The organism is Priestia aryabhattai B8W22, assembly GCF_000956595.1.
In the GTDB taxonomy this organism is placed as follows: Bacteria; Bacillota; Bacilli; order Bacillales; family Bacillaceae_H; genus Priestia; species Priestia aryabhattai.
On the sequence record NZ_JYOO01000010.1, the window covers coordinates 100,788 to 123,693 of the forward strand.

Annotated in this window: 22 protein-coding genes; 6 read left to right on the forward strand and 16 right to left on the reverse strand. The window is 38.2% G+C overall.

Features of this window, described 5'->3' with window-relative positions; genetic code table 11:
- Positions 1–27: 27 nt before the first annotated feature.
- The 4 genes from N178_RS10065 to N178_RS10080 all read left to right on the forward strand — a co-directional run bounded on the left by N178_RS10065 (position 28) and on the right by N178_RS10080 (position 3,391).
- Positions 28–720, forward strand: a complete 693-nt coding sequence (locus tag N178_RS10065; RefSeq protein WP_045292023.1) for a response regulator transcription factor — start codon at positions 28–30, stop codon at positions 718–720.
- Between the two features lie 3 nt (positions 721–723).
- The gene (locus N178_RS10070) at positions 724–2,070 is read left to right on the forward strand and encodes a HAMP domain-containing sensor histidine kinase (RefSeq protein WP_045292024.1); all 1,347 of its coding nucleotides are present in this window, start codon (positions 724–726) and stop codon (positions 2,068–2,070) included.
- 72 nt (positions 2,071–2,142) lie between these two features.
- Positions 2,143–2,718, forward strand: coding sequence for a PepSY domain-containing protein (locus N178_RS10075; RefSeq protein WP_045292025.1), 576 nt, complete (start codon positions 2,143–2,145; stop codon positions 2,716–2,718).
- A 133-nt stretch (positions 2,719–2,851) separates the two neighbouring features.
- The gene (locus tag N178_RS10080; RefSeq protein WP_045292026.1) at positions 2,852–3,391 is read left to right on the forward strand and encodes a PepSY domain-containing protein; all 540 of its coding nucleotides are present in this window, start codon (positions 2,852–2,854) and stop codon (positions 3,389–3,391) included.
- A 34-nt stretch (positions 3,392–3,425) separates the two neighbouring features.
- On the opposite strand, the gene N178_RS10085 is transcribed toward N178_RS10080, so the two are convergent.
- From N178_RS10085 to N178_RS10115, 7 genes are all read right to left on the reverse strand, one after another.
- Positions 3,426–4,703, reverse strand: a complete 1,278-nt coding sequence (locus N178_RS10085) for a DUF445 domain-containing protein (RefSeq protein WP_045292027.1) — start codon at positions 4,701–4,703, stop codon at positions 3,426–3,428.
- Between the two features lie 127 nt (positions 4,704–4,830).
- A complete protein-coding gene (locus tag N178_RS10090; protein ID WP_045292028.1) occupies positions 4,831–6,186 on the reverse strand; it encodes an amino acid permease in 1,356 nt (451 codons plus the stop codon).
- A 225-nt stretch (positions 6,187–6,411) separates the two neighbouring features.
- The gene (locus tag N178_RS10095) at positions 6,412–7,062 is read right to left on the reverse strand and encodes an amino acid ABC transporter permease (protein WP_045292029.1); all 651 of its coding nucleotides are present in this window, start codon (positions 7,060–7,062) and stop codon (positions 6,412–6,414) included.
- Between the two features lie 14 nt (positions 7,063–7,076).
- Complete coding sequence (locus N178_RS10100; protein ID WP_045292030.1) at positions 7,077–7,715, reverse strand: amino acid ABC transporter permease; 639 nt, start codon at positions 7,713–7,715, stop codon at positions 7,077–7,079.
- A 74-nt stretch (positions 7,716–7,789) separates the two neighbouring features.
- Entirely contained in the window at positions 7,790–8,605 is an 816-nt protein-coding gene (locus N178_RS10105; RefSeq protein ID WP_025752892.1) for a transporter substrate-binding domain-containing protein, read from the reverse strand.
- Positions 8,606–8,628: 23 nt separating this feature from the next.
- Positions 8,629–9,357, reverse strand: coding sequence for an amino acid ABC transporter ATP-binding protein (locus N178_RS10110; protein WP_028410185.1), 729 nt, complete (start codon positions 9,355–9,357; stop codon positions 8,629–8,631).
- Between the two features lie 477 nt (positions 9,358–9,834).
- Entirely contained in the window at positions 9,835–10,356 is a 522-nt protein-coding gene (locus N178_RS10115) for a M15 family metallopeptidase (protein WP_045292031.1), read from the reverse strand.
- A gap of 214 nt (positions 10,357–10,570) precedes the next feature.
- On the opposite strand from N178_RS10115, the gene N178_RS10120 reads away from it, so the two are divergent.
- On the forward strand, positions 10,571–11,224 hold the full coding sequence (locus N178_RS10120; RefSeq protein ID WP_045292032.1) for a hypothetical protein: 654 nt from the start codon (positions 10,571–10,573) through the stop codon (positions 11,222–11,224).
- 41 nt (positions 11,225–11,265) lie between these two features.
- On the opposite strand, the gene N178_RS10125 is transcribed toward N178_RS10120, so the two are convergent.
- From N178_RS10125 to N178_RS10140, 4 genes are all read right to left on the reverse strand, one after another.
- Positions 11,266–12,486: a multidrug effflux MFS transporter gene (locus N178_RS10125; RefSeq protein ID WP_045292034.1), complete on the reverse strand. Its 1,221-nt coding sequence runs from the start codon at positions 12,484–12,486 to the stop codon at positions 11,266–11,268.
- Between the two features lie 67 nt (positions 12,487–12,553).
- On the reverse strand, positions 12,554–13,375 hold the full coding sequence (locus tag N178_RS10130) for a MerR family transcriptional regulator (RefSeq protein WP_045292035.1): 822 nt from the start codon (positions 13,373–13,375) through the stop codon (positions 12,554–12,556).
- Positions 13,376–13,438: 63 nt separating this feature from the next.
- Positions 13,439–14,452, reverse strand: a complete 1,014-nt coding sequence (locus tag N178_RS10135) for a nitronate monooxygenase (protein ID WP_080890168.1) — start codon at positions 14,450–14,452, stop codon at positions 13,439–13,441.
- 252 nt (positions 14,453–14,704) lie between these two features.
- Positions 14,705–15,769: a lactonase family protein gene (locus N178_RS10140; protein WP_045292036.1), complete on the reverse strand. Its 1,065-nt coding sequence runs from the start codon at positions 15,767–15,769 to the stop codon at positions 14,705–14,707.
- Between the two features lie 333 nt (positions 15,770–16,102).
- Here N178_RS10140 and map point away from each other — a divergent pair, with 333 nt between their 5' ends.
- The gene (gene map, locus N178_RS10145) at positions 16,103–16,849 is read left to right on the forward strand and encodes a type I methionyl aminopeptidase (protein ID WP_045292037.1); all 747 of its coding nucleotides are present in this window, start codon (positions 16,103–16,105) and stop codon (positions 16,847–16,849) included.
- A gap of 27 nt (positions 16,850–16,876) precedes the next feature.
- Here map and N178_RS10150 read toward each other — a convergent pair whose 3' ends face one another.
- From N178_RS10150 to N178_RS10165, 5 genes are all read right to left on the reverse strand, one after another.
- Positions 16,877–18,682 (reverse strand): ATP-binding protein, encoded by a 1,806-nt coding sequence (locus N178_RS10150; protein WP_045292038.1) that lies wholly within the window; start codon positions 18,680–18,682, stop codon positions 16,877–16,879.
- 23 nt (positions 18,683–18,705) lie between these two features.
- Positions 18,706–19,689 (reverse strand): BMP family ABC transporter substrate-binding protein, encoded by a 984-nt coding sequence (locus N178_RS10155; RefSeq protein WP_045292040.1) that lies wholly within the window; start codon positions 19,687–19,689, stop codon positions 18,706–18,708.
- A gap of 172 nt (positions 19,690–19,861) precedes the next feature.
- A complete protein-coding gene (locus N178_RS10160; RefSeq protein WP_013055062.1) occupies positions 19,862–20,092 on the reverse strand; it encodes a helix-turn-helix domain-containing protein in 231 nt (76 codons plus the stop codon).
- Between the two features lie 13 nt (positions 20,093–20,105).
- On the reverse strand, positions 20,106–20,765 hold the full coding sequence (locus N178_RS27515) for a hypothetical protein (protein WP_237758436.1): 660 nt from the start codon (positions 20,763–20,765) through the stop codon (positions 20,106–20,108).
- A gap of 34 nt (positions 20,766–20,799) precedes the next feature.
- Positions 20,800–22,845, reverse strand: a complete 2,046-nt coding sequence (locus tag N178_RS10165) for a GTPase domain-containing protein (protein WP_237758437.1) — start codon at positions 22,843–22,845, stop codon at positions 20,800–20,802.
- Positions 22,846–22,906 lie beyond the last annotated feature (61 nt).

Sequence of the window (22,906 nt, forward strand, 5' to 3'; positions counted from 1 at the left end):
TATACATAGACACAAGGGGGAATTTTTTTGAGTAAAGGCAGAATTTTAATTGTAGAAGATGAGCGCAAAATTGCTCGTTTGATTCAGCTCGAGCTTGAACACGAAGGGTACGAAACGGGCATGGCTTATACAGGGACGGAAGGGTTAGCAGAGTTTCAAGAACACGATTGGGATTTGCTGCTTTTAGATGTGATGCTTCCTGAACTGAGCGGTCTCGAAGTACTTCGTCGTATTCGAACAAATGATGATCAAACGCCCGTTATTTTATTAACGGCTCGGGACGCCCTTCCTGATAAGGTAAGCGGACTAGATTTAGGAGCGAACGACTACATTACAAAGCCTTTTCAAATTGAAGAGCTTTTTGCACGCATTCGCGTATGGCTTCGCCATCCTGCATCAACATCGCCTGCTGAACAAGAAACGGCCGCTCTCCAACTAGGCAATTTAGTGGTTAACGAAAAAACGCGAGAAGTCACGCGTGAAAATAAAGCCATTGAGCTGACTCCGAAAGAGTATGATTTGCTTGTCTATATGCTTCAAAACAACAATCAAGTGCTAAGCTTTGAACAGCTTCTTACAAACGTATGGGGATTCGATTACTACGGAGACACGAATATTGTATACGTATACATTCGATATTTGCGCAAAAAAATTGATGCTCCATTTTCAATACCCTACATTCAAACAGTGCGCGGCGTTGGCTATATGCTTAAGGAGTAGCTCATGAAACTGCAAACAAAGATTATCCTTACATCAACTGCGCTGCTTTTTATTCTGCTAGTAATTGCAAACAGTTCGGTTTACTTTATTTTCAAGAAAACCATGGAAGACAATGCAATTGAACGTTTGCAAGCAGAAACAAGCAACGTAACAAATGGTCTCAAACAAACAAGTTCGACAGTTAAACAATCCAATTTGCTTCGTGCTTATTTGCCTCCTAACGGAATGATTCGTATTTTACCTAAGTCGGGCAGCCCTTTAGTTGTATCCGTTACTGATCAAACGAAAAAGCTTCAGGCCCTGCCTTATTCCTATTATTCAAATGAACAAACAACAATCAAAGAAGACGACGGCCATCTATACGCGATTTCACATACTCCCGTCATTTGGACGAACGGTGAAGTCGTTTCTTTGGAAGTCACGGAACAACTCGAAGACGTGGAACAATCTTTACAGACGTTAAAATTTATCTTGCTTATTGCCTCTCTTGTTATATTGATTCCAACTATATTTGCGGGACGGCTTTTAAGTAAAATTATTTTGCTGCCTATCAAATCTCTTATTCATACTATGGAAGAGATTCAAGTGTCTCGCACGTTCAAAAAAATTGACCTTTCTTCTTCTTCTAAAGACGAGTTAGATCAAATGGCCAATACCTTCAATAATATGATGGATTTATTAGAGGAAAACTATAAAAAGCAAGAGCAGTTTGTATCGGATGCTTCTCATGAATTAAAAACACCCCTTACCGTGGTAGAAAGCTATGCCAATATGCTAAAACGCTGGGGAATGAAGCGGCCAGACATTTTAGAAGAAGCCATCGAAGCCATTCACTCGGAGTCTTTGCGGATGAAACAGCTTACGTCTCAAATGTTGGTACTCGCGAAAGATGAATCTCAGTGGGAGCTTCACATGGAACACGTAGATGCGGCCGCCATATGTACACAAACAATCAAGCATCTAGAACAAGCCTTTGAACGAACCATTTATTTAAGCGTAAAAACTGATCATCCAATTGTAACAGCCGATGAAAAACGGTTAAAGCAGCTGCTATACATCCTGTTAGATAATGCCATTAAATATAGTGAAAAAGCGGTAGAAGTAACTATAGCAAGAAACGAAAGCTTTATGATTACGGTCACAGATCAAGGAATTGGTATTCCAAAAGAAGACTTATCAAACGTGTACGAACGCTTTTTTCGCGTAGATAAAGCAAGAAATCGAGAAACTGGTGGTTCAGGACTCGGATTATCCATTGCTCGAAAGATTGTAGAAGCCCATAGCGGACGTATTGAGATTAGCAGCGATGAAGGAAAAGGGACATCCGTAACGGTTTGCTTTCCTCTTTAATTTCTCACCGTTTCTTAGAGATTTTTAAGAATTGCCTGCTATACTACTTTTTAAGATACTGGAGGTGAATGTATGAAGAAAACGGTGCTTTTTATACTTATCTTTCTTGCCGTTGGCTCAGCTTGCTTTTACGGAATCGCAAAAGCAATGAATCGATCTGATACTATTTTATCCGAATCTGACGTCAGCAGTATGATTCAGCAGAAATACGGCGGCACGATTGAAAATGCAAGCTTTTCTCAAAAAGATGATGAACCGATTTATCGAATCACTTTGCTTAAAGATGATATTCCATACCACATCACAGTAAATGGAGAAAATGGAGAAGTCCAGTCATTAATCAAACAAAAAGTAGAGAAACAAACGTCTACTCAAACTAAAAATGATACAGAAGAAGAACAAAAAAAGAGCGAGCAGCCACCAGTTTCTCCTACATCCGACGAGCCTCTCATTTCAATGGAACAAGCAAGAGATATTGCTTTACAAAAAGTAAAAGGAACGTTTTCCTCAGTTGAAATAGAAGAGGAAGAAGATCAGACCTTCTACGAAGTCGAAATTGATCAGTCCAAAACAAGAGAAGCTAAAGTGATGATAAATGCTTACTCTGGGCATGTAGATTCCATCACCTATGAAAATGACGACGATTAAAAGTACAGCGGAAAGCTGTGCTTTTTTTATACACCTTTATTTATTTCTAAGAAAATTTTAAACTTCTTCTTCTTTTCCTTTAAAGTTCATTGGCTAAGATAGTCTTAACAACAAACTAAGGAGGCCGTAACATATGAAAGTTATTACAACCGTTTTAGCCAGTGCAGTATTAGTCGGTGGATTAGGTGCAAGTGCATATGCCATGACAGATCAGCCAAAAAGCAATGACAAGAAGCAAACCACAACGATTGAAGAAGCAAAGGCAAAAGACATTGCTCTTCAAAAAACAGACGGCGGTGACATTACAAATATCCAATTAGCCGTAGATGACGGCGTTAAACAATATGAAGTAGACATCACAAAAGGTAATAAAGAATACGATGTAGATATTGACAGCAACAGCGGTAAAATCATTGAATTTGATGAAGATCAAAAAGACGATGAAGATGAGAAAGAAGAGAATCTCCAAAACGCTTCCCCTGCTATTTCATTAGATCAAGCAATCAAAACAGCTTTAAAGAGTGCTAAAGGAACCGTCAATGAAACGGATTTAGACCAAGAAAACGACCGTTTAGTATATGAAATTGAAATTGACACAGCCGCTAAACGTGAGGCAACTGTTTCAGTAGATGCCAAAAACGGTGAGGTAATCAGTGTAGAAATAGATGATTAATAGAAAAAGCACGCTCCAAAAGGAGCGTGCTTTTTTATACCGCTAATTTAATAACCGTTAACACAATACCAATCAAGAATCCACATAGAGCGCCGTTCACTCGAATCCACTGCAAATCCTTTCCGACATTGTTTTCCATCATATCAACAAGCGTTTCATCATCTAACTTGTCTAAGTTTTCTTGAACAAGCTGTCCAATTTTCGAATGATTATCTTCTACAAAGCTCATGATTTGCTTTTGAATGGTCGTATCAATTGCTTCTTGACGCTGTGCATCCGCTTCAAGAGCATTCAGCCAGCTCTCCACGTAAGGAACGGCGTAGCTTTTCATAAATTCAGGGCTTTCAATGAATGCCGTCACTTTCGCTTTCATTTTATCGACGATTTCTGTTAATTTATTCGTTACATTTAATTCATTAATCGTTTTTTGTTTCCATGCTTCTAATTTTTCAAGAAGTTCTTCATTCTGCTCCAAGCCTTTCAGCTCTTTTCTAATTCCATTTACCAAAGCAAGGCGGTATTCATCATCTTCGTTACGAAGACGACCTGTAATAGAAAGCAGTAGATTTTGCAAAATAGACCCTAGCTTCTCTTCGTTAATCATACTTTGAAATGATTTTAGAGCAAATTGTAAAATACCGTCAAGCTCAATATTATCCAGCGCATTTTTAGCAATACTTCCGAGCTGATACTGCGTTTCTTCTTTTTGAATCCAGCTCTCTCCTTTATTCAAAAGAACATCAAGCGCTTTTTCATCATACTGATTTTTCACCACTTCTCCGACAATCGAATGCACGATAGGTTTTAACTCTATTGCTGAAAGCGATGATTTAAGCTCTTTTTCAATAATAGGAACTACTTTGTCTGTATCCACACGATTAATCGCATCAACAAGCAGTGCTGTTCCTTTTTGTTGAATCGTTTCCGAATGAACGCCTTTTCGAACAATCGGAAGCAAACGTTTTGTAAACGCAATTCTTTTTACTTTTTCTTGAATGCTTTCCTTTGACAGCCAGTCGTTTTCAAGCGTTGAGACTAACCCTCTTGTAATACGCTGTCTGTTTTTAGGAAGCAGCGCAGTGTGCGGAATAGGAATGCCTAAAGGGTGACGAAAAAGAGCCGTAACGGCAAACCAATCCGCTAAGCCGCCGACTAATCCAGCTTCGAATCCACCTTGAAGCAACCGACCCCAAATTGAATCACCAAAAGGCATTGTGGCAACGAAGCCCACTCCCATAATCGCCAAAGAAATCGTGGCTAAGTGCTTTGATTTCTTCTTTGAGTTTGTTTTTAATACATTATTTGATTCCATTGTAGTCCTCATCCTTTATTTATTTAACTAAACATTTCATCTAGAAATATGTAACGTGATGCAGAAATTTCCGCAAAAAAAGAAAGACAAGTCTTTACCCTCGTCTTTCTAGTATATTGCCTTTTTGCTATACTTCAAACTTTTTTTCTTTTCGGCTTTTATTAATAAATGAAAAAATAAGGAGTACGACTAAGATAACCGCACATACGCTTGATCCAATCACATTGTTTTTGTTAAACATGAACGATACAAAAATAACAAGCAGTGCCGCTGTTGCAAAAAGCGTTGTATAAGGGAACCACTTTAATGCGAAAAACGGCTTTTCTTTATACCCTTTACGCAGCTTTAATTGAGCTAAACAAATGCTTACCCAAATAAGAATAATCGTGAAGCCAGGAATAGTCATTAAATAACTAATTACATTATCCGGCGTTTTATAGGCTAAAAACACACCTATTAAAATACAAGCAGCTGTAGTCATCAACCCATTAATCGGAATACCGTTTTTCGAAACTTTCAAGAAGCGCTTTGACGCTTCTCCGCTTTGAGCCATAGCATAGAGCGTACGAGACGTTGCATACATGCCTGAATTCGCTGCTGATAAAACGGCCGTCAATAAAACAAAGTTCATAATATGAGCCGCACCCGGAAGTCCGGTGATACTAAACACTTGCACAAACGGACTCTCTTGCCCTGATACAGAATTCCAAGGCATAAGGCCGCAAATAATTAAAATAGGCAAAATATAAAAACCAATTACTCGCCATACTGTGCCTTTGATTACTTTCGGTAACACATTTTTTACATCTTTTGTTTCGGTTACGGCCACACCAATTAGTTCAGCTCCGCCGTAAGAGAACATTACAATTAAAAAGGCACTTAGCACACCGCTCATGCCGTGAGGGAAAAAGCCTCCATGAGCCGTATAATTTGCCCAAGGGTTTTGCACTTCACTCGGAATCACACCGAATAAAATAAAAGCTCCCAAGATGATAAAAGCGGTAAGAGCAATTACTTTAATACCCGCAAACCAAAACTCAATTTCTCCGTAATACTTCACTTGAAATAAATTCATCCCTACAATCAGCACTGCACAGAGAAAGCTTAAGAGCCAAAGAGGTACAGAAGGGAACCAAAACTTCAAAAAGCTTCCTCCCGCAAGCAGTTCAACAACTGTCACGACAATCCAGTTCACCCAGTACAGCCATCCTACAATAAAAGAAGTTTGCGTACCAAATGCCTTATGCACTAAATTTTGTACGTTCATATTCGGATAGACAATTGCCATCTCCGCTAGTGCTGTCATTACAATAAATAAAATAAGACCGCCAAATAAATACGCTAGTACAACACTTGGTCCTGCAATACCGAGCGTATCAGCACTACCTTTAAAAATTCCTGTCCCAATCATACCGGCAAGTGCAATGAGCTGCACATGACGAGGCAACAGACCTTTTTTTAAATTTTGATCTTGTTTTTCCATGATGCCCGTCCCTTCTGGTTATTTTACGTGTTAGTTTAACCAAATCACTTCTTGCTCAAAAACCCCTACCGGATGTTCAGTAGGGGTTTTACCAACACTGTTTTTTTCTTCTATATAATGAATGAAAATGATTCCGTTTAACCACTGTTACTTTAGTCATTTTATGCGTTGAATCGATACATTGTCAATGTTATTTATTTTCCAAAAATAAAGTCAAAAGAGCCTCTATACTCTTTTGACTTCTAATTTTCGTGCAATGATTGATAAAGCATAATTCACAATAAAATACATCATGGCGATGATCAAAAACATCGGCACCACGTAACTTTGTTTCTGTCCGTAAATAATTTGAGCGTTGTGGAGCAAATCAGGAAGTGCGATGACCACTGCAAGCGATGTATCTTTTAATAATGAAATGAATTGACTAACTAAAGGAGGTACCATTCGTCGCAAAGCTTGTGGCAGCACAACGAAACGAAGCGTTTGATAATAGTTTAAACCTGATGAACGAGCTGCTTCAATTTGTCCTTTTTCAATTGATTTTAATCCGCTTCGGATAATCTCTGAAATCATAGCAGATTCAAATACAGTGAGGGCCACAATCGCTGCTGACGTAATTTCCATATCAATTCCGATCTCAGGTAAAGCAAAGTATGTAAAAAAGATGATTAAAAGCAGCGGCAAATTCCGGATAATTTCTACGATAAAAGCAAGCGCATGAGACAAAACGGGAATACGAGCATACCTTAAAATACCTACTATACTGCCAATAAGAAAACTTAATACAATTGAAATAAATGCTACTTTTAAAGTGACCCAAAACCCTTCCATTAAGAAGGAAAGGTGATCAGGAGAATAAGCACCCATAAAATCCATCACTTTCACTCCTTTCAGCTTATTTTACCAAGACGTTTCTCAAGATAACCAACTCCTAAACTCAACGGAATGGTTAAAACCAAATAGAACAGAGCCGCAAAAATATACACATCAAACACTACGTAAGTTCGAGAGGAAACGAGATCTGCCTGATACATTAAATCAAAGCCAGCAACAATCCCTAACACGGATGAGTTTTTTACTAAATTAATAAATTGATTCCCAAGAGGAGGAATGACGATTTTAATCGCTTGAGGTAATATAATGAACCGCATCGCCTGACCGTACGTAAGGCCAGATGAACGAGCCGCTTCAAGCTGCCCTTTCGGAACAGCCATAATTCCTGCTCGTATGGCTTCGGCTATAAAAGCTGCCGTATAAATAGTTAGTCCCAGCACTCCAGCTGCTGTACCGCTGATTCCTGCCACAATAAAAATAAAAAAGACGATAACCACGAGTGGAATATTTCGAATGAACTCTACATAGACCGTACCAATTACATTTACTATTTTGAGAGGGGCTATTCGCATTACCGCAATGATCGTACCAAGTACAAAACTGGCCACTAAAGCGATCAGACTGGCGATAATGGTGTACTTAAAACCTTCTAAATAAAGATCCATATTGTTCGTCAGAATTGAAAAATCCAACAATTTTCTTCCTCCTTTCAACTAAACAAGCAGGATGAGCATAATGCTGCTCATCCTGAGAAAAGAAAACTGTACGCTTATTGTTTGATCCACTTGTCGTGAATTTCATCATATTTTCCAGAGTCTTTCATCTTTTTAAGCGCATCGTTTAATGCATCTACAAGCTCTTTGTTTCCTTTTTTCACAGCAATGCCATAAGGCTCTTCTGTGAACGGCTTTCCTACTAACTCATAAGAAGGATCTTCATCAGCCATTCCATAAAGAATAGCATCATCAGTTGTTAAAGCATCTCCTTGCTTAGATTTTAAAGCGGTAAATGCTTCTGCATAGTTTTCAAACTCTAATACCGTTGTCTCTGGTGCTTTTTCGCGAATATTAATAGCTGAAGTTGATCCTTTAACAGCCAACACTTTAGTACCTTTCTTCAAATCATCGATGCTTTTAATTTTACTGCCTTTTTTCACAAGCAGAGACTGTCCGGCTTGGAAATATACATCCGTAAAATCTACTTCTTTTTTACGTTCGTCTGTAATAGTCATTGTCGCAACAACAGCGTCAATATCTCCTTTTTGAAGAAGAGGAACCCTTGTTTTGGACGTAACTTCTTTAAATTCTACCTTGTTTTCATCTCCTAAAATCTCTTTAGCCAGCTGCTTAGAAATATCAACATCAAAACCTTCTACTTCACCCGTCTTTGGATTCTTCAAGCCAAATAAACGCGTATCATTTTTAACTCCAATGACAATTTTCCCTCTGTCTTTGATTTCAGTGAGCGCATCTTTTTTAGCTGATGATCCACTCGTTTCTTCACTTTTCCCTCCACAAGCCGCTAACATCATAGCCGCTGCTAATGAAAGCACAGCTGCCTTTAAAAACGTTTTTGATTTCTTCATATTATACTCCCCCTATTAAACAATTAATGATTTAAAATACGGCTAAGAAATAAACGTGCCCTTTCTTCTTGCGGGTTTTCATAAAACTCAGCCGGAGTTGCCTCTTCTAAGATTTTTCCTTGATCCATAAATACAATCCGGTCTGCTACTTCTTTCGCAAACCCCATTTCATGAGTTACAACGACCATCGTCATTCCTTCTTTAGCCAATGTTTTCATGACATCCAGCACTTCTCCAATCATTTCTGGATCAAGGGCAGAGGTAGGCTCGTCAAAAAGCATAATCTCTGGTTTCATCGCAAGTCCCCTCGCAATCGCTACACGCTGCTGCTGACCGCCTGAAAGCTGGGATGGGTAGGCGTTGGCTTTTTCACCGATTCCTACTTTATCTAAATAGTATAGAGCTGTTTTCTTAGCTTCTTCTGACGACTGTCCCAGTACTTTCATAGGTGCTAAAGTAATATTTTCTAAAACCGTTTTGTGCGGATATAAATAAAAATGCTGAAACACCATACCTATATTGCGGCGCAGTTTATTAATATTTGTTTTTTTATCCGCTACCAATATATTATTTACCGTCAATTGTCCGTTAGATATTGTTTCTAAATAATTTATACATCGCAGCATCGTGCTTTTACCCGAACCCGACGGCCCAATTACGACGACAACTTCCCCTTTTTTAATCGTTAAATTGATATCTTTTAATACGTGAAAATCACCGTAATACTTGTTCACTCCGTCAAAAACAATCATTTTCCTCCTCCTAATCTGCGAACAACAATAAATATTTAAATTTTTAAAATATTTAAAATATGTTAAAAATTATATTCTTACCCTTAAAGCAAAGTCAACAGTTGACAAATTATCTCTTTTTTGTAATCAAAATGAACTATCTTCAAATAAAATATGCTAGAAAAATAAAAGGTTTTGTTGGCATTTGCCGATATGTAAGCATACGTTCGCTAGGCTGAAGGTACTTGTATAAGCTTAATCAATAGATTATATTAGTTAACGCATATCTTTATACGAATTGTCTTTCATTTTTATGGAGCAGTTCTCTCTAATCACCCCTCTTTCTAATTATTTACCTATAATTTTATTATATTGATATACCTAATTCCCTTGACGGTAAATTAATAAAAAAAGTAAATACAAGCTTCTATTCTTGTTAGAGGTTCTGACATAAATATAGTGAAATTATATTACCCCTCTAAAAAAACACACGCTTTATTAGCGTGTGTGGTCTTTTATATTTTCCGGATTCATTTGAAAATGCGGATAGTCTTTAAAACCTTGCCAATCTCCTCCCCATTCAAACTCTAAACCTTTTGCGATATCTACAACTTCCATCCAATCAGATTGATTGTTATGATTACCGTCATATTCCATGTCCCAAACAACTCGTCCATCTTTCAACCGAATAGCAAAATCAATAGCTAATCCATAGTTATGATAAGACTGCCCGCCCTTTGAATAAGTCACAATATTACCTTCTTCCGTTCTGCCTTTTGCATAAAGCTTATCTTGTTCTTCTTTTGAACGGAAACCTTCCGTAATTACAATCGAGATTCCTTGGTCGTTTGCTTGTTGAACAAGTTTATTTTTCTTTTCTTCTACGACAGGATGTAACTCAGTTGCTCCTGAAAAATCTTTTAACGTTGGACCCGGCTTCAACTCATCGCGAAACAAAAATAACAGGCTTACCGCTATCGCAACTATCAAAGCTATTGCCAATTTTTTACGAACGTTCATCTATATAAAATCTCCATTCTTTTTTGCTGTTACTTAAATAAAATCATATCGAATTTCATTTTGTTATCCAATAAAAGAGCCGTAGTGTTCAACAAACGTCTATATTTTTTCGTTTTTTATCTATTTTCACCATTTTTTCACTATTGGTGGTTACATTAACAATTGTGGACAGCTCTGTACCACACCCCTATAACTTTTAAGGAGTGACAACAGCATGAAAAAGAAACTATTCGGTTATATCATGGCAAGCGGTTTAACACTAGGAGTTATGGCCGCTGCAAACTCCACGGCATTTGCAGCAAGCAAAAATGAAACAAGCTCTTCAACAGTTGTAGAGCGAACAAATGGCATTACAACAAATACGGATGATGCAACACAACAAAAAGTTGATGATATTATGAAAAAAGCACAGGAAAATTTACAGAAACTCGGCGTAAGCTTACCTCAGCACAGAGAAGGCCCCTTCAGCAATTTAGATGCGGCTACAAAGGAAAAAGCCAAAGCTATTATGGATCAGCTTCGCGACGGCACCCTGACTAAGGAACAAGCTGAAGCCAAATTAAAAGAACTTGGCGTTAATTTTCCTGAACATAAAGGCGACCCTTTTAGCAATCTCGATGCAGCCACTAAGAAAAAAGCCAAAGCTATTATGGATCAGCTTCGCGACGGCACCCTGACTAAGGAACAAGCTGAAGCCAAATTAAAAGAACTTGGTGTTCAACTTCCTGCTAAAAAGAAAGATTTTCTCAATGGTTTAGATGCTGAAACAAAAGCTAAAGCCGAGACTATTTTAGAAAATGCAAAAAAAGAAATTCAAAAACTCGGTGTCACAATGCCGTTTGAAAAGAACGAGCACAAAGCTCAATAACTAAAAAAAGCTACTTGGCTGTTGAGAGCCAAGTAGCTTTTTTATGATGCAGTTTTCCGTCTGACTAACGTCATGTACACACCTAATGCTAATAAATCACAGACCATAATCACAATGCCCATCGGCAGAGCATTCTGCCCTCCTCCAAGTCCAACAAGAGGGGCTACGGCTGCTCCGAGCAAGAACGGCAGCAATCCTAGAAGCGCTGAAGCACTCCCTGCATTAGAAGCTTGATTTTGCATAGCAAGTGAAAAAACGGTTGTATTCACAATTCCTACGCTTGATACAACAAAGAAAAGCAAGATGCAGACCAAAATAACGGACGTGTGAGTAGCAATCACAGCCACTAAAAGCACGCTTCCAACGGCTGCTTGAAGCAATCCATACACAAGAAGAGTAGCTTCCTTTACTTTACCCGCTAAACGTCCTGTCACTTGAGTAGCTATAATGAGACCAAAACCGTTAATAGCAAAAACAAAGCTGAACATCTGCGGAGACAGTCCATAAATGTCTTGAAGAACAAACGTAGAACCTGAGATATAAGCAAACATAGCGCTCATAATAAAACCTTGCGCCAGCGCATATCCCACGAAGACACCATCTTTTAGCAATACGCCAAATGTACGCAGTACTTCTGTTAATCCACCTTCTTTACGGCGTTCAGCCGGCAGCGTTTCTTTCAAGCCAAATAAAACGGCAAAAAACATTAGTGCACCAATTACAGCTAACACGCCAAATACTCCGCGCCACGACATGACCGTCAGCAGCTGACCACCGGCAACCGGAGCCAAAATAGGAGCTAAACCATTTACGAGCATAAGCATGGAGAAAAACTTTGTTAAATCCGAACCTGAAAACAAGTCTCGCACACTTGCTCTTGAAATAACCATTCCTGCTGCTCCCGCCATGCCTTGAATAAATCGTAAAACGATAAAAATCCAAATAGAAGGCGCAAACACGCATAAAACAGAGGCAACCGCATAAGTGATTAATGCTGCTACAAGCGGCTTTTTCCTTCCGCGGATATCACTGAATGGCCCCATTACCACTTGCCCAAATGCCAAGCCCAATAAGCAAGACGTTAGACTGACCTGTGCTAAAGAAGCTGAAGTATGCAATTCTTTCGCAAGCGTCGGCAGCGCTGGCAAATACATATCGATTGATAACGGCCCAAATGCGCTTAGTGAGCCCAAGATTAAAATAAATAAAATTCGATTTCCTCGGCTTAAAGACATTCCTTGGGAAATACTTTGCTGATTCATCTATTGTTGTCTCTCCCTTCAGCGGTTTTACAATAGTCTCATATTAAACCCTCCAGCTACTGGATAGTCAAGACGTAATTCGAATTTGAATTTCCGTCAGCCGCTCTTCTTCATGATGAGAAATAAATGAATCTACAATCCGCCGAATTAAGAAAGGACCTTCTGCTTTGTATCCTTCCGCATGGATAAAGCTTAGTAACGTATCGTAATAGACTCCTGTGGTATCTCTCTTTTCTCTCATATAAATAGATGCGTAATCACCTTCAGGTATTAACGTAACGAGCTCATGCTTAAAAGAAATATCGCTTTCGACTAATAAAAAAATGCCATCGTAATCTGTAAATTGGTGTTTTTGGGTGTTTTCCACCGACAGCATAAATCCTACTTTTCCAATCATAATCGGAGTAATATGGCTGATTTTCTTTTTTAAATCACGGAGAACACTTTCAGTCCCGTCTAACGTACCTACCTCCGCTTTTACTTGCACAACTTCACGAGAAGGAAGGTGTTTGATGAATGGGACTCCTATTTGGTTAATATGTCTCGTCTTTTCTAATTCCCTCCTTCGAGTTGTTAACTGCGCATTCACTCTTTGAAGGTGACGAATTTTTTCTTTTGTTACCTTCTGATATTCCGCTAAGGTTTCAATAAATTCATCCAAGCTGCTGTGCTCCATCTTTCTTTTAATTTCTTTTAACGGAACTCCCATAAGCTTTAAATAGACAATAATATCTAATTTCTTAAATTGTTCTAACGTATAATAACGATATCCGGTTTGCGGATCAACTTCATGAGGCTCAAATAGACCAATTTCATCATAATAACGAAGTGTTTTAATCGGAATATCGTGCAGTCTGGCCATTTGCCCAATTGTAAATTTGTTTTGCACTATGAATTCACCTTCTTTATGTAAAGCTGCTTGTACTTAAAACAAGCAACTCCGTAATTCTCATCATTTATTTAATTCTTGTACAAGCTCTTCCACAATAAGATGTGCCGGCAGTTCTTTTGCCATCGCAAACCCGGTTCCTGCCCACAAAGAAGTGTACTCTGGATTATTCATTCTTGTAGCTTTTGTTCGAATAGGCTTTGTCATGTAATGAATATGAGGGTAAGCGGATGGTGCCGATTTATCATAGGAAATAAAAAAAGAATTCACAAATCCTCTAGCACGCTTCCCTGTAAAAGCGCATGTGATACCTGTTTCATTAAAACGCTTTTGAAGAATGCTTTCTTTATGAAGAGCACTCGCTCCGCTTTCTGGACAACAAATAAAAGCCGTACCTAACTGTGCAGCAGAAGCTCCTTCTTGTAGCACGCGCTTGATGTCAGACCCCGTCATCAACCCTCCCGCAGCAATCAATGGCTTTTTAGTGATTGAGCGAACTTCTTTTAGCAAATTCATAAGCGGATAGTCCATCGAACTCTCTAAAAAAGTAGACCGATGGCCACCGGCTTCAATGCCTTGCAAACATAGCGCATCCGCTCCTGCTCTCAAAGCCACTTCGGCTTCTTGAGGTGTTGTAATCGTAACGAAAACACGGCTTCCAATTCCTTTTAAACTTGCTACAACCTCTCGATCCGGGCACCCAAATGTAAAGCTCACAGCAGGTACTCGATGTTTTTGAATGATGTCGAGCTTGGCGCTCCATTCATCATCATCATTCTTTGGTATACCAACTTGACACTCCAAATATTCAGCTACTTTTGACAGTTCTTTTTGATAACAATCAAGTGTATCAACTGCTACTTTTTCATTTGTCGGAACAAACAGATTCACTCCAAAAGGTTTTTTCGTAAGTGAGTGCATCTCTATAATTTCCTGCTCCAATTCACACGCATTTTTATATCCCGCAGCTAAAAACCCTAGCCCTCCGCTATTAGATACCGCTGCAGCTAGTTTAGGCGTCGAAACTCCTCCTGCCATGGGAGCCTGTACAATTGGATACTCACATATATTTTCCACACTTATCACCTCAGCCTTTCATGCTTTCTCTCTTCATTCTACTATAATCCCAGAAAAAAAAGCCCTCCAAAAGGGCTTTTCTTCCATATATAGATAGATTATAAAGGATGCTAAGAAACACACACTACCTGACTATTCCCTCAAAGGTTCACCTAAGCGGATGGCACTAAACCCGCAAGGGAAGTGACAGGCGCTTAGGTCTAGACAATAAAGCATAATCGTTCTTTGATTATGCTTTATTGTCTACATCGATTACTTATAATGGAGGAACTTTACGCACACAGCTTCTGGAACCGTAACGTTAGATTGAAGAAGCGTTAGCTTTCCACTTTCTTGGTCTCTTTCAAACAGCACCAAGTTTCCTGTCTCTTGATTAGACGCCACAATAAATTGTTCGGTTGGATCCAAAACAAAATCGCGCGGCCAGTCGCCTTCAGTGCCTGTCCATTCTACAAATGTTAACTGTCCAGAATCCTGATCTACTTTGAATGTTGCAATTGAGTTATGTCCGCGGTTTCCTGCATAGACAAAGCGGCCGTCTGAAGAAATGTGGATCGCACTCCCTTGATTATTTTCTGTAAAATCAGCCGGGATCGCTAAATTAGCTTGTTGTTGAGTAAAGCTTCCTTTGCTTTCGTCATAAGTTAAAAATAAAACTTCAGAGCTGAATTCTGTCATGGCATAGGCATAGCGGCCATTTGGATGGAACGTTAAATGTCTAGGGCCCGAACCAACGGATGTAGAAAGGCTGTTGACTTCTTTTAATTTATTCTCTTCCACTTCATATGTCACGATTTCATCAATACCTAAGTCCACAACGGCCACGTGCTTTTCTCCAGGAGTAAAATCGGCATAGTGTACGTGTGGTTTTCCTTTTTGTCCTTTTTTGAGGTCTGAATGAGGATGTTCCACTACGGATGCTACATATTCAATTTCTCCTGTTTCTTCATTAACAGAATACGTCTCAACGCTCCCTTTATGAAAGTTAGCAGATAAAACAAGCGTATTATCTTCATTCACTGAAACGTAGCAAGGAGGCGCGCCGTCTAGCAGCTGTTTGTTTACAAACTTTAGTTGCCCCGTGTTTGGATCAACCTTAAAAGCAGCTACTCCGCCTTTTTCTCCTTCTTTAATAACTGTATAAAGATGTTTGTTGTCTTTGCTTGCATTTAAGTATGTAGGATTTTCAATTTTAGCCACGGCTTTTACTTCTACAATCTTTTTAGCCTTCGTATCTAAAGTAAATGTATAGACACCTTCACTGCCTGCTTTTGTATATGTACCTGCAAATCCAATAAATTTTCCATGTTCACTCATTTTCCTATACCCCTCCTAAAGAATTGTTTTGTTTCATTTATTTTACTATATCATACCGCATTTGTTATAGAGAATGCTCCAATTCAACGTTCATTTATCAGTTTTCCCTACATGCCTATCGTCAAACCCTTCCTTTTTAAGCCTGCATCTTGCATTTTCCTACTATTGGGCGTTATGATTAAGGATGATTTTATATCGCCCAATAGCAGACGGTTCCTGTATTTCTTAGATTTTCAAATAAAGAAGAATCAACTGATGAATAGTCGACTTTCATCGCTATAACCGCTGCTCAACTTTTTTCTTAAAGTTACATCAAAAAAGGAGTGAACAACAATGATCACATTAAAAAGTGAACGCGAAATTAATTTAATGCACGAAGCAGGTAAACTATTAGCTTCTTGTCATAAAGAAATCGCTAAAATGATCAAACCAGGCATAACAACAATGCAAATTGATACATTTGTTGAAGAGTACTTAGCAAAGCACGGAGCAACGCCGGAACAAAAAGGATACAAAGGATATCAATATGCAACGTGCGCTTCTTTAAATGATGAAATTTGCCACGGTTTCCCAACAACTAAACCGTTAAAAGACGGGGATATTGTAACCATTGATATGGTTGTAAATTTAAACGGAGGCTTAGCAGATTCCGCATGGACTCATACCGTTGGAGACATTTCAGACGAAGCACAGCGTCTAGTAGATGTTACATACGAAGCGCTTTTAAAAGGAATCGAGCAAGCACAGCCAGGAAATCGTACAGGTGACATCGGCCACGCTATTCAAAGCTATGTAGAAGGTGAAAGATTCTCTGTGGTACGTGACTTCACAGGACACGGAATTGGAAATACCATGCACGAAGCGCCTACAATTCTTCACTACGGAAAAGCTGGCAAAGGTACACGTTTAAAAGAAGGTATGGTTATTACAATTGAGCCAATGGTAAACGCTGGTACATGGCATTCTAAAATGGATAAAAACGGTTGGACTGCTCGTACAACAGACGGTAAATTATCCGCTCAATTTGAACATACGCTTGCGATTACGAAAAACGGTCCTCTTATTTTAACAGCACATTAAAAAAACAGCCCTTTTGAGGCTGTTTTCTTAATGTAGAGGAAGTTTAATAACAAAAACTGTGCCGCGGGAAGAAGTAGATAATAATTTAATCTGTCCTCCGTGGCTTTCTAGAATACGCTGAGCAATTGGCAGACCAAGACCTGTTCCACTATCTTTTGAAGTGGAAAACGGCTGGTACAGCGACTGCTGCATATGCAAAGGAATTCCTTTTCCATTATCTTCAATATACAGATAATAATTATCATCATGAACCTGAGAGTAGATTGTAATGACTCCTTCTCCATCCATAGCTTCCATACTGTTTCGAATTAAATTATGAAGAACTTGTTTGATTTGTTTTTCATCTACCTTTAGTATATGCGGCTGCAGTTTCACATCAAAGATAAGCTTATCTTTTTCTGTAAATTTACTTGAGTGAGTAATCAAAGGCAATAGCTCATTAATAATATCCTGCATGCTGACTTTTTTCATTACCGGAGTCCCTGGTTTTGATAACAACAGCATTTCTTCAATGATGTAATTAATCCTCTCTAGCTCTTTCATAAGCAGAGGCAGGTAAAAACGCTTTTTCTCCTCATCAGAAAGAGACTGATTCATAAGAGATATAAATCCATGAATCACGGCAAGAGGATTACGAATCTCATGAGCAGCTCCGGCTGCCACTTCTCCAACCAGGGCAAGTTTCTCAGACTGATGCATTCGCTTTTCTAATTCTTCGGTATCCGATATATCAATAAAATAAAAAATTCTTCCGATGCTCTCGTTCTTCTCATTAAACAGCTGCGTTTGAGAGACTAAAAAGCAATAGCACGTCTTTTTCGTTCCAAATAACACTTTTTTATTTTCGTGAATTTCTCCCGAATTCAACATGCTCCAAAATTCAGTATTATATTCAGGACATTCCTCCATATACCCGCAAATATCCTTTTCGTCGAGATCTAAAAACTGCTTTGCTGAGGTATTGGCAAATATACTATTTGTCTCATCTTCCATTGTGATAATTCCAACAGGCAGTGAATTTAAAATCTGCTGGCGATACGCTTTATCTTTAATGATTTTCCAAAATGAATCTTCTAAACTAACCGACATTTGATTGATAGAAGCCGAAAGCTGCTTCAGCTCAATTTGCTTTGTGTCTTGAAGAACAAGACCGTATTCTCCGTCTGCAATGTCATTCACTTTTTCAATCATTTGTTCAATTGGTTTCGTAAGGCTTGCACTCATACGATAAGAAACATAAAGAGAAGCCACAATAGCACTTACTGTTAAAATCAATAGTAAAATTAATGAATCTTTAATAATAACAGACAGTGTATCTGATAGTGTATCAAGTGAATCAACCGTCTCTTCTTTTGAACTATTAATATCTTTTTTTATCTGATGCAGATCCGGCAAATAATTTCTATTAAGATACTCTTTTGCTCCCTCTATATCTCCGTACTTCAGCAGTCCCTGCACGTTATTAGAAATCTTAAAATCAAGCAGCTCAATTTTTTCCTTCAGTGGAATCAACGATTTTGGCACAGGCTGCTTATACTTTTCATTGTCTTCAATAACTCTTGTATCATATGATTGATATTCTTCTATCAAAGAGACAGTGGGGTTCTTTAGATTATTTTTCACAATGTATTCTTTTATGTTCAGCTGCTCTTCCCAATAAGAAAGCCACACCATTTGAGGAACATCTTCATCTTTAATTTCGTTGCTTACATGATTCATTTTATCAATGGCATGCACTAAAACTAAAGAGAACCCGCTTAACATAAATGTAATCAAAAGAAGAATCGTTAATATTTGGCTACGAAATGACATGTTGCGAAATAATTGATTCATAATCATCTCTTTCTTTTTCATAGTTACTTCGGCTGTGTAGACATTCTAACTTTCGAATATAAAATTTGTTTTTCCCGTTTACTGTACATCGGTCCAAAAGGCGCTAGTTTATAAACACCGTCCCTGGCGTCAAGTTTGACTTCTCCAGATGGAAGACCTTTTTTACTGAAATAGTCTTTCATAATCACGTTGTAAGCTTGAGGAACATCATTTATCACACTTGTTAAAATAACAGACCTACCCATGTACGCCTGATCATCTAAATACCCTATTACGTACATTCCTTGTGTTTTCGCTTCTTGAATAACTTCTTGATTATACGAATTTCCTTTAGCATAGACGATATCGACACCTTGATCTTTTAACTCACGGAGCAGCTTTACTGCTTTTGCTCCATCGTCTCGGCTGTTTACAACTCGATAATAAAAAGCAATCGATGAATCATACGCTTTGATTCCTTGTTCAAATCCTAGGTTTTTTTCTTTTGCAAATGTATCGAGTAATCCAATTTTTTTCGTTTTTGTCTTCATGGCAGCTGCCGTGCCTGCCAGGTGCTCTATTTTTGTTTGATCAAATGTATATACAGTTTGGTTTTTATACATTGAAGTACCGTGAATGGTGACGAAATGAACATGAGGATACTTAGGAGCTAGTTCTGTAAAAACGGTAGAAAATTCTCTTCCATGTCCAATTACGACTTTTGTCCCTTTTTGAATAACTTTTTCAGCAGCTTCTTTCATTTTTTGGTTCGTATTTACTTCGCTAATAACTTGAGCCGAAACAGGATACTGCTGCTCAATGTTGATTTTTCCTTTATAAGCTAGACTGCCCCAGCTTTGATCCGTCAGTACATCAGAGGTGAGAATTGCAACGCTTGTGTGTTCTACTTTTTTTGTCGTTTGCTGACTTATAATCCCATGTGTTTTCGAAATAATAATAATTAAAAACAAAGCGACAACAATCAGGGCAAGCAATAAAATCAGCCTTAACTGTCTTGATCGTTGCATAGACCTTCTCCTTTTTGTTTAGCATACTTTCATTATATAAAAAAAGCATCTAAAAAGACTACATCTTTAACGAAATTCCAACTTTTTTCGACATTTCTTTCATATCTTACCTTTTTTAACACCTTCACTCCAAAAGAAAAAAGCAGAAAACATCTGTTTTCTGCTTCTGCCTTCAATCTTCATCTTTTACGTCCATATCTTCAGGGATAGGCTCATTTAAGTATTCTTCAATTTGTTTTTTGTACTTTTCCATTTGCTCTAAATGGGTGTTAAACTGCTCTTTATTTAATAAGTAGTTTTCACCATCAAATATAGCTCGTACTTTTCCTTCTTGAATCAATTTCTGCACATATTCTTCAGGAAAAGATAGATACTCTGCTGCTTCTTTTATCGTTAAATACATCCTGCTCCACCTTTTATACGTTGTAGTGTACTTCTTCTGTAGCTTTAACCATTAACTCATACTGACGCAAGCGAAGCTGGAATAATGTTAACGGATCATAGTAAGCTTCAGGATTGGCTTTCATATGACTTAACACGTCTTGATTTTCATTAATATGCGCCTGTGTTTCTTCAATCGTTTCTTTTAAAACCTCTTTTGGCTTTTCAAAGAATAGTTCAATATCAACTTCTAAATTTTTCTCAAATAAATTAAACTGCATAAAAAACTTGGCCAGCATAGATTCTGTAATATCTTGATAGTCTTGACTTTCAATGTACTTTTTATATTGATTATAAAGCAGCGTTTGGTTTTGAAGAATGGAAGAAAACAGCTTTCCTGCTCCTTTTAACAAGAGCTGCGTTGGATTAACGCGAAGTAAAATATTTTCTTCATCCAGCTGAACCCGATTAGCCATACGATTAACGTCGCGGCGCCAGTCGTCCAGCACTTTAAAATCGCAGGCTAACGTTAATTTTTGCTCATTGTACATCTTATTTAATGACTCTGCTACTTCTTCAATATCTACTTGACTCGCAATCAGCTCTTCATTTGATGTAGCAATCCAGTCCTTTAAAGAAATGCGGAACTTAGGTAGGACATCTTGCTGCAAGTGCTCTTCCACGCGCATATTCATTTGTTTATTCAGCTCAATATGAACCGTACTAAAATCACTGTCTTCCTTCACTAATTCTGAAGACTTTTTGAGTAAACGAGGTAATTTTATTTTTTAGCTTTTTGCTAATATCCTCTTTGATGCCGTGATAAGCCGAAACAATACTGCTTGCTTTTTCTTGTTCTAAGTCATCCACTCGATGCAAGAAGCCATTTAATCGCACAAGCATATCTTCGTTCCATTTAATACTTTCGATCAAATGATTTTCTGTTTGATTTCTCTTCTCCACTAAGCTCTTTAGCATGTTTTGAATGAAGAACAGCAGTCTGCGCGCACGCTCTTCTACTCCAACGTCGTTTGGATCATAATAGAAATTAGCTTTAATAAACTGAGCCAAGTCTCCGTGGTGCTGACTCGAGACGTAGTGAGGCGTATAGGCTAATACATGTGCCTGCGGGAAATCAGCTCCAATGCTTGCTTCAAATTCTTTTGTAATTCGCTCAAGTGTTGCTTGATTATAAAGACTGTCCATATTGTTAATGACAAAATGAACGGGCGTATTTGGCGCATGCTCTTTAATCTCCAGCAATAATTCTCTTTCTTCATCAAGCAGCGATTCTTTTGCATCAAGCACAAACAGTAAACCATCTGCTAAAGGAGCATATTTAAATGCATCCTGCTCACGTGCCTCTTGTTCTGTAAAGCTTGGCGTCACAATGCATGAACAATTATGCTTATCAAGGAACGCAAAAGGTTTTTTCACTTCTACAAGTGCATGATCAGGAGATTGTTCCGCTCCATCAATCGTTTCCATCGGAATGATTTCTTGATCAGCGATTTGCTGGATGGATTCTTCATCATCATGAATGAACACAAAGGTTGTTTCGTGATTTTGCGGTACCTTTTCTTCTGTAATCGATCCCACAAATGACGAAGTTGCGGCATTTGTTCCTGTAATTAATAAGTGTGTCGTATGAGCATCTAATAGAAAATCTACCCACCATTTAAATGTGTGTCCCACTTCTAAGCCATTTTCATTGGCCCATTTAATAATGCCATGGCAAAGCTTGTAGTGATATTCGAGACCATCAATGTCGTTACGCGCCTCAAAAATTAATCTGCCCGCATTTTCGATGGTGATTGTATCGATAGTTGATGGAAATTTTTCATTCCATGAAAGCACGGCTGCAGACGGAAATAATGCACGTGACTTATTTGTAATTTTAAGCCAATTTGTCAATACGTTTGGAATGACTTCATGCAATTCTTTTACAGAATGGTCACTTTCCATTAAGTCGGTGTACGTTTCTTGATAAAGAGTTGAAATCTCTTGCCAATAATCATAGAGGCCAACTTCAATATTCAAGAAAATATCATTGATGGTTTTAATCCAAGCAAGATAAGGAGGCTGGCTCTTATATTGTTTCCATAAAGCTGAGACAAGCTGTTTGAAATACACTTGATCTACTTTGTAAAATGCAATCATCACTTGATAAAAATAGTTCGGGATAAAGTTTGCTGTATATCCTTTATCTACATAAGTCTTTAATATCGCAAACCAATTCAGCGATTCCGTACGAATACACTCATCTACCGCAAGCTCCACTGCGCTGTTAAAATCTTCTTGCTCTTCATAAAATCTGCGTGCAATCGCCGTGACGTTTGGATAATCCGGCTGAGAAGCAACCAGCTCGTTAATGACTTCATAAGCTCGTCCAATATTATTATGATCCGTATAAAGTAAAAACAGCTTTAGCGCTATTTCAGCTTTCAATACTTTTGAATCTGTTTCAATGGATAGGTAAAGCTCTTCAGCTTGAGTAGACAACCCTAATTCATAATGCGCGTCGGCTGTATTTTTCTTCGCCCACAGCTTAAATTCACCATCTACATTCTCCCACTTATAAATCGCGGACTCGAAATCTTGATTATGGAAGTATATTTCTCCCTGTGCTAAGCGAATGAGCGATAAGTCGTACCACTCTTTTTGCTGCTCTTCGTAGTAAGCTTGTCCAAGGACTTTTACAGGCGGCTGATTTTCATTTTCTTGCATAAACGTTTCGTAATATTTCTTTTTCGTTAACTGATATTCTACCGTCATATAGTCTCTCCTTTTTGATGTCAATATTTTATGTACTCTATCAAATTCCCTTTTTTATACT